Here is a 6,753-nt window from a genome sequence, read left to right as displayed (position 1 = left end):
GCCTGGAGAGAAGACATGCATGGGGGGCGGGAACGTGCGGGCGAGGTGGTTGCCCCAAACACCCCGTTCGTGATGGTGTTTCCTCCTTCGCGAGCAGGCTCGCTCCCACAGGTTTTGCGGTTGCCGTCAGTTTTTCAAACTGGCTTGAACCGTGGCCACGCCATCCTTGCCATCAACACTGCTGACACCGGCCAGCCAGCGCTGCAAATCCTGTGGATGCTCGCGCAGCCATTTTCTGGCGACATCCTGGGGTGTCTGGCGCTCCATGATCGGCACCATCAACTGGCTTTCCTGGGCCGCGGTGAAGGTCAGGTTTTCCAGCAGGCGATAGACGTTCGGGCAACGCTCGGCGTAATCGGGCGCGGTCACGGAGGAAACGGTCGCCGCTCCTTCGTTGGGTCCGTAGACGTCTTCGCTTCCGGTCAGGTAGGCGATGTTCATGTTGATGTTCATCGGGTGCGGGGTCCAGCCGACGAAGACCACGAACTCCTTGCGGTTCACGGCCCGTTGCACGGCGGCGAGCATGCCGGCCTCACCGGACTCGATCAGCTTGAAGTCCTTGAGGCCGAAGTGATTGGTTTCGATCATGGTCTTGATCGTGGTGTTGGCGCCGCTGCCCGGCTCGATGCCGTAAATCTTGCCACCGAGCTGATCCTTGAATCTGGCGATATCGGCAAAGGTTTTCAGGCCCGCGGCTGCTACGTAGTCAGGCACCGCGAGGGTGGCCTGGGCATCGGCCAGGCTAGGTTTTTCCATGACCTTGACCTGATTGGCGGCCAGGAAAGGCGCGATGTTCTTGTCCATCGCCGGTTTCCAGTAACCGAGGAAAATGTCCAGGCGCTTATCGCGGATGCCGGCGAAGATGATTTGCTGCACGGCGCTGGTTTGCTTGCTTTCGTAGCCGAGGCCATTGAGCAGCACATCGGCCATGCCGCTGGTGGCGATCACGTCGGTCCAGTTGACCACGCCCATACGCACGGTTTTGCAGGACGGATCGTCAGCGGCCAGAACACTGGTGCTCAACAGAGCAGTACCGCAGAGAATTGAGAGAAAGCGAGAGAACTGTCTTTTCATCGGGATCGACTCGTGCGGCAGCGGATTATTGTCGGGCCGGTGTCTTTGTGCACCGTGCCCGAAACATTACGCAGCAGACGAGCGGTAAAAGCGACCTGTGGCGACCGTGTTTTGCACGGTGGCGACTCATGTCGCATGCATAACCAATGTGGGAGCGAGCCTGCTCGCGAAGGCGGAGTATCAGCACTCACGATGTTGGCTGATGTAGAGCTTTCGCGAGCAGGCTCGCTCCCACAGGGTCATGTGTCAGGTTTAACGGTTGTAGTGCCTTTCGCCCCACGCCAGCAGGCCTTGCAGCAATTCCTTCAACACCACCCGCGTCGGCTCAGCCAGATCCGCCCGATAACGGAACGGCTCGAACTCTTCCATGTACGTGCACTGCCCCAGCTCCAACTGCACGGCATGGATGTTTTCAGCCGGATTGCCATAGTGACGGGTGATGTGACCGCCCTTGAACCGGCCATTCAGCACATGGCTGTACTGGGTGTGACGGGCGCAGATCGCTTCCAGTTGAGTCGCCAGCTGCGGATCGCAACTGGCGCCATTGAAGGTGCCGAGGTTGAAGTCCGGCAGTTTGCCGTCGAACAGGTGCGGGATCAGCGAGCGGATCGAGTGCGCATCGAACAGCAGCGCGTAGCCGAACTCGGCTTTCAGCCGCGCCAGCTCCTGCTGCAGAGTGCTGTGATACGGCGTCCAGATCTGCTCCAGATAAGTCGCGCGCTCTTCTTTTGAAGGTTCCAGGCCCTCACGGAACAGCGGCACGCCGTCAAACAACGTCGCCGGGTACAGGCCCGTGGTGGCGCCAACGTACAGCGGCTTGTCGTCGGACGGCCGGTTCAGATCGATGACAAACCGCGAATACTCGGCGGCCAGGGTGCTGGCGCCCAGTTCGGCGGCGAAGTCATACAGCTGCGGAATGTGCCAATCGGTATCCGGCAGGCTTTTCGCCTCGGGAATCAATCCGGCTTCGACCGCAGGGGTCAGACGCACGCCGGCGTGGGGCATGCTGATCAGCAGCGGCACACGGCCTTGTTTGAAACTCAAAACCTTATCCACAACGGCTCTCCTACAGGCTCGTTTCAACGCCGTGACGCACGACGCGTTTTTCCAGTTCACCGCCCAGCCAGTACGACAGGTCAGCCGGACGATCGATTTGCCAGGCAACGAAATCCGCCACCTTGCCCGCCTCGATCGAACCGTGGGTGTCGGCCATGCCCAGTGCCGTGGCGGCATGAATCGTCGCGCCCGCCAGGGCTTCTTCCGGGGTCATGCGGAAGCAGGTGCAGGCCATGTTCAACATCAGGCGCAATGACAGGCCTGGCGAGGTGCCGGGATTGAGGTCGCTGGCGATGGCGATTTTCACGCCGTGCTTGCGCAGCGCGTCCATCGGCGGTAGTTGGGTTTCGCGCAGGAAGTAAAAGGCGCCGGGCAGCAACACCGCGACCGTGCCGGATTTGGCCATGGCGATGGCGTCGTCTTCGGTCATGAATTCCAGGTGATCGGCGGACAGGGCATGGTAACGCGCCGCCAGCGTTGAGCCGTGCAGCGATGACAGTTGTTCGGCGTGCAGCTTCACTGGCAAGCCCAACGCCTGGGCCTTGATGAATACTCGTTCAACCTGTTCCGGCGAAAACGCCAGGTACTCGCAGAACGCATCCACCGCGTCCACCAGCCCTTCGGCGGCCAGCGCCGGAAGCATTTCACTGCAGATGTGCTCGATGTAGTCATCGGCGCGATCGGCGTATTCCGGCGGCAAGGCGTGGGCCGCCAGGCAGGTGCTGCGCACGCTGACCGGCAGTTCGGCGCCGAGACGACGGGCGACCCGCAGCATCTTGCGCTCGTTGGCCAAGTCGAGGCCGTAGCCAGACTTGATTTCGATGCTGGTGACACCATCGCGCATCAGGCTCTTCAGGCGCTTGGCAGCGCTGGCAAACAACTCATCTTCGCTCGCTGCGCGGGTGGCGCGCACGGTGCTGGCAATGCCGCCACCGCTGGCGGCGATTTCCGCATAGCTGACACCTTGCAGGCGCTTTTCGAACTCGCCGCTGCGATTACCGCCGAACACCGTGTGGGTGTGGCAGTCGATCAGGCCCGGTGTGACCCAGGCCCCGTTCAAATCATTGACCGCCGGGTATTCGCCGGACGGCAGTTCACTGCGCGGGCCGACCCACTCGATGTGCGCACCGGACGTCACGATGGCCGCATCCTCGATGATCGAGTAAACGCCCTGGGCCATGGTTGCAACGTGGCAGTGTTGCCAGAGGGTTTTCATCCCAAATCCTCGTATTGTTCAAAATCGAATCGCTGGCAAGCCAGCTCCCACAGGTACGGGTTGTGTTGCATGAACTTTGTTCACGCAACGGAGCATTGTGGGAGCTGGCTTGCCAGCGATGGCGTCCTTACAGGCTCGGCAGCAGCTTCGCCGTGACCAGTTCGGTCAGGCAACGCGACGCCAACAACTCGGTCGCGGCGTTGATGTCCGGCGCAAAGAAACGGTCCTTCTCATAAGGCGCCACTTCCCTGCGCAGAATCGCCCGAACCTTTTCCAGTTTCGGCGAGGTCTTCAGCCCATTGCGCAGGTCCAGGCCCTGGGCCGCCGCCAGCCATTCCACCGCGAGAATGCCACGGGTGTTTTCAGCCATTTCCCACAGGCGCTTACCCGCCGCCGGGGCCATGGACACGTGGTCTTCCTGGTTGGCGGAGGTCGGCAGGCTGTCCACCGAATGCGGATGGGACAGCGCCTTGTTCTCGCTGGCCAGTGCCGCGGCGGTCACCTGGGCGATCATGAAGCCGGAGTTCACGCCGCCATTGGCCACCAGGAACGGCGGCAGCTGTGACATGTGTTTGTCCATCATCAGAGAAATGCGACGCTCGCTCAGGGAGCCGATTTCAGCGATGGCCAGTGCCATGTTGTCAGCGGCCATGGCCACGGGTTCGGCGTGGAAGTTGCCACCGGAAATCACGTCGCCTTCAGTGGCGAATACCAGCGGGTTGTCGGAAACGGCGTTGGCTTCGACCGCCAACACGTCGGCGGCCTGGCGGAACTGGGTCAGGCAGGCGCCCATGACTTGCGGCTGGCAGCGCAGGGAATACGGATCCTGGACCTTTTCGCAGTTTTCGTGGGAGTCGGACACCTCACTGCGTTCACCCAGCAGGTCGCGATAAGCCGCGGCGGCGTCGATCTGGCCCTTTTGGCCACGGGCGGCGTGGATGCGCGCGTCGAACGGCGAACGCGAGCCCAGCACGGCTTCGACGGTCAGGCCACCCAGGGCCAAAGCGCCAGCGAACAGATCTTCGCCTTCGAACAGGCCACGCAGGGCGAAAGCGGTGGACACTTGCGTGCCGTTGAGCAGTGCCAGGCCTTCTTTCGCGGCCAGGGTCAACGGGGTCAGGCCAGCGACTTTCAGCGCTTCGGTGGCTTCCATCCACTCGCCTTTGTAGCGGGCCTTGCCTTCGCCCAGCAGCACCAGCGACATGTGTGCCAACGGTGCCAGGTCGCCGGACGCACCGACCGAACCTTTCAATGGAATGTGCGGGTAGACCTCTGCGTTGATCAGGGCGATCAGCGCGTCGATCACCACGCGCCGAATACCCGAGAAACCACGGCTCAGGCTGTTGACCTTGAGCACCATGATCAAGCGCACCAGGTCATCGCTGATCGGCTGGCCGACACCGGCGGCGTGGGACAGCACCAGCGAGCGCTGCAGGTTTTCCAGGTCTTCGCTGGCGATGCGGGTCGAAGCCAGCAGGCCGAAACCGGTGTTGATGCCATAAGCCGTGCGGTTTTCGGCGAGGATCTGTTCCACACAGGCGACGCTGGCTTCAATCTGGGCCGAGGCGCTGTTGTCGAGGGTCAGTGTCACTGGCTGCTGATAGACCTCACGCAGTTGGGCGAGGCTCAGTTGGCCGGGAATCAGGTTTAGCGCAGTCATTTCATTCTCCTTTTGAGAGTACTTCATTAACTACCAGACGCTCCGGAGATATCCGTTGTCCGTCGCTTCCCCCTTTTTGAGGGGGCTGGCGCCTTGGCACGCTGGTTTTGCAGGGAAATCAGTTCAAATTCGGCAAAGCCTTTTGCAGCAAATCAGGGTCCTTCAACACGCTCGCAGCCGCAGCGATGTCCGGTGCCAGCCAGCGATCCTGATCATAGGCCGGAACACGCTCACGCAGCAGACGCCACGCCGCATCGGTGCCCGCACCAAAGCGTTGTTCCTTGAGGAACTCGAACGCCTGGGCCGCCAGCAGGTACTCGATGGCGAGGATCTGCGTGCAGTTTTCCAATGCACGATGCAGCTTGAGCGCAGCGTTGGTGCCCATGCTCAGGTGGTCTTCCTGCAGACCCGAGGTCACGTAGTTGTCGAGCACCGCCGGTTGCGCTAATTGGCGGTTTTCCGCACACAGCGAAGCGGCGACGTATTGCACGATCATCATCCCGGAGTTCACCCCCGGATTGGCCACCAGAAACGCCGGCAGACCGCTGACGTGCGGGTTGATCAAACGGTCCAGGCGACGCTCGGCGATGGAGCCGATTTCCGCCATGGCCATGGCCAGCAGATCCGCTGCCAAGGCGACCGACTGTCCGTGCGGGTTGGCCTGCGACATCACGCGGAAGTTGTCCGGCGTCCCCAACAGCAACGGATTGTCGGTGCAGCCGTTGAGCTCGGTTTCGATTTGCTTGATCGCATGATCGAGCTGATCGCGAGCGGCACCGTGCACCTGCGGAATCGAACGGATGCTCAGGGCGTCCTGGGTACGAATTCCTTTGCTCTGCGCAATCACTTCACTGCCATCGAGCAACGCACGCAAATTGACTCCAACCTGCTGCATGCCCGGATGCGGCTTGAGCGCGATGATTTCGGCGTCGAACGCAGCGATCTGCCCGCGCTGGGCCTCGAAGCTCATGGCGCTGATCACGTCGGCCCACTGCAACAGGCGCTTAGCGTCGGCAATCGCCAAGGTGCTGAGGCCGGTCATGCACGGCGTGCCATTGACCAGGCACAGCCCGTCCTTGGCGCCAAGTTGAACCGGCTGCAAACCTTCTTCGGCCAACGCCTGCTGCGCGGAAACGATTTGCCCGCGATAGCTGACGTTGCCGACGCCCAGCAGTGCGATGCCGACGTGGGCCATGTGGGTCAGGTAACCGACCGAACCCTGGGACGGTACTTGCGGAGTGATGCCACGGTTCAGCAGGGCCAGCAGGGCTTCGACTACCCGGCGGTGGATGCCGGACTTGCCCTGACTGTAGTTGCGGATGGCCGCACACATGATTGCGCGAGTCTGCTCGTCGGCCAACGGGGTACCCACACCGCAGGCGTGGCTGAGCAGGGTATTGCGCGACAACTGGCTGAGCTGTTCGTCCTTGAGCGAAACGTTGCACAGCGCGCCCAGGCCGGTGTTGACGCCATAGGCGCGTTCGCCGCTGGCGACGATGCGCTGGACGATGGCCTGCGCATTCTCGATACGTGCCCAGGCCTGCGCCGACAGCTCGAGCTGTGCGCCATGGCGGGCGACCGCAACCACATCCTGCCAACGCAACGGGGCATCGGCGATAACGATTTTTTCAGCCTGGGACATCTTCAACCTCGTGCGTACAACCTGAATATTGATGCAGCTCCTCCGCCGCCTTCGCGAGCAGGCTCGCTCCCACAGGGAACCGCATTCCACTTGTGGGAGCGAGCC

The 6,753-nt window shown here is 61.9% G+C and carries 5 protein-coding genes; all 5 read right to left on the bottom strand.

The window, feature by feature from the left end; translation table 11 throughout:
• Positions 1–126: 126 nt before the first annotated feature.
• A complete protein-coding gene (locus ACSFE6_RS30690; protein WP_435431127.1) occupies positions 127–1,074 on the bottom strand; it encodes a choline ABC transporter substrate-binding protein in 948 nt (315 codons plus the stop codon).
• A gap of 252 nt (positions 1,075–1,326) precedes the next feature.
• On the bottom strand, positions 1,327–2,130 hold the full coding sequence (gene hutG / locus ACSFE6_RS30685) for an N-formylglutamate deformylase (protein WP_435431126.1): 804 nt from the start codon (positions 2,128–2,130) through the stop codon (positions 1,327–1,329).
• 10 nt (positions 2,131–2,140) lie between these two features.
• Positions 2,141–3,346, bottom strand: coding sequence for an imidazolonepropionase (gene hutI, locus ACSFE6_RS30680; RefSeq protein ID WP_435431125.1), 1,206 nt, complete (start codon positions 3,344–3,346; stop codon positions 2,141–2,143).
• Between the two features lie 127 nt (positions 3,347–3,473).
• Positions 3,474–5,006, bottom strand: coding sequence for a histidine ammonia-lyase (gene hutH / locus ACSFE6_RS30675; RefSeq protein WP_435431124.1), 1,533 nt, complete (start codon positions 5,004–5,006; stop codon positions 3,474–3,476).
• Positions 5,007–5,124: 118 nt separating this feature from the next.
• Positions 5,125–6,648 carry a histidine ammonia-lyase gene (gene hutH, locus ACSFE6_RS30670; RefSeq protein WP_435431123.1) on the bottom strand — a complete coding sequence of 508 codons (1,524 nt, stop codon included), beginning with the start codon at positions 6,646–6,648 and terminating at the stop codon, positions 5,125–5,127.
• Between the last annotated feature and the right edge of the window lie 105 nt (positions 6,649–6,753).

Source organism: Pseudomonas baetica, from assembly GCF_051216495.1.
GTDB lineage: Bacteria > Pseudomonadota > Gammaproteobacteria > Pseudomonadales > Pseudomonadaceae > Aquipseudomonas > Aquipseudomonas baetica_B.
The sequence above is the reverse complement of the archived record's forward strand: the minus strand, read 5'-3'. Positions and strand labels throughout refer to the sequence as shown.